Genomic DNA, 915 nt, shown 5'->3' with positions numbered 1-915 from the left:
AACGACTTTGCTCTGTTTGCGAAAGTTACCTACCTGCCGCACACCTCCACCTTGATAACGCTCGAATTTATGACAGAACTCGACGCGTCAGGGGCAGAATTGTACCCGCCATCCCCTGAACTCCCGAATGATTGGGAAAGTTTTTCCATCCAAATCAACGATACGGTTTATACATTACCGGTTCCCCTTGCAGCTTTCCTAAACGATGGGTGGGTAATTTCCGAGGAGGATGCCGGGCTTTCTCTGTCCGGCGCGGAGGGACCGAATGCGTCCTATGAATGGGAATGGGTCTCGTTGACCAATGACCACGAGCAGGATATCAGCGTCTGTGTCTTCAACACCACCGAAAGCACGATCCCTGTCGCCGAGAGCACGGTGGGAGGTATTCATGTAATATATGGCAACTACGACTTTTCCGGTACAGAACTACGCCTTCCCGGTGGGTTGATGCTGGGATGGTCTACCAGAGAAGATGTGTTAGAGTTATATGGACAGCCAAGCGATAGCTTTGAGGCATATGTTCTTACTTACGAAACGAATGACTCTTTTGACCTGGCTTCTTGGAGGCTTGGCTTTGATGATTCGGGAATTCTAGACGATGTTATGGTACACCATCAGTCTTATTTCCGTTCTGACTAGCGTCATGGAATATGTATATTTTGTCTGTCCATCATTCAAGACAAAGAAAACCGCCTGTCCCAATGGACCGTTTATTCCGGCCATAAGGACAGGCGGTTTGGATTTTCTGATCGCTTATGCGATGCTGATTTTGCGTCATGCGTTTAGAGATAATTGTTATTTAACTTTAGAGGCACGATGAAAATCATCGATAGCGTATAATCGAGTTCGCAAAAGCAAATAAGAAATAGACAAGCCATTAGGGCTCCTGTAAAATGAAAGTTGTCCAGACAATCA

The 915-nt window shown here is 46.4% G+C and carries 1 protein-coding gene; it reads left to right on the top strand.

The features are described 5' to 3' along the window. On the top strand, positions 1 to 639 hold a 639-nt coding region (locus tag H6B15_RS15260), incomplete at its 5' end, for a hypothetical protein (RefSeq protein ID WP_345942010.1). Positions 640 to 915: the final 276 nt, after the last annotated feature.

Origin of the sequence: Gemmiger formicilis, assembly GCF_016900095.1 — a bacterium.
GTDB lineage: Bacteria > Bacillota > Clostridia > Oscillospirales > Ruminococcaceae > Gemmiger > Gemmiger formicilis_A.
The sequence above is the reverse complement of the archived record's forward strand: the minus strand, read 5'-3'. Positions and strand labels throughout refer to the sequence as shown.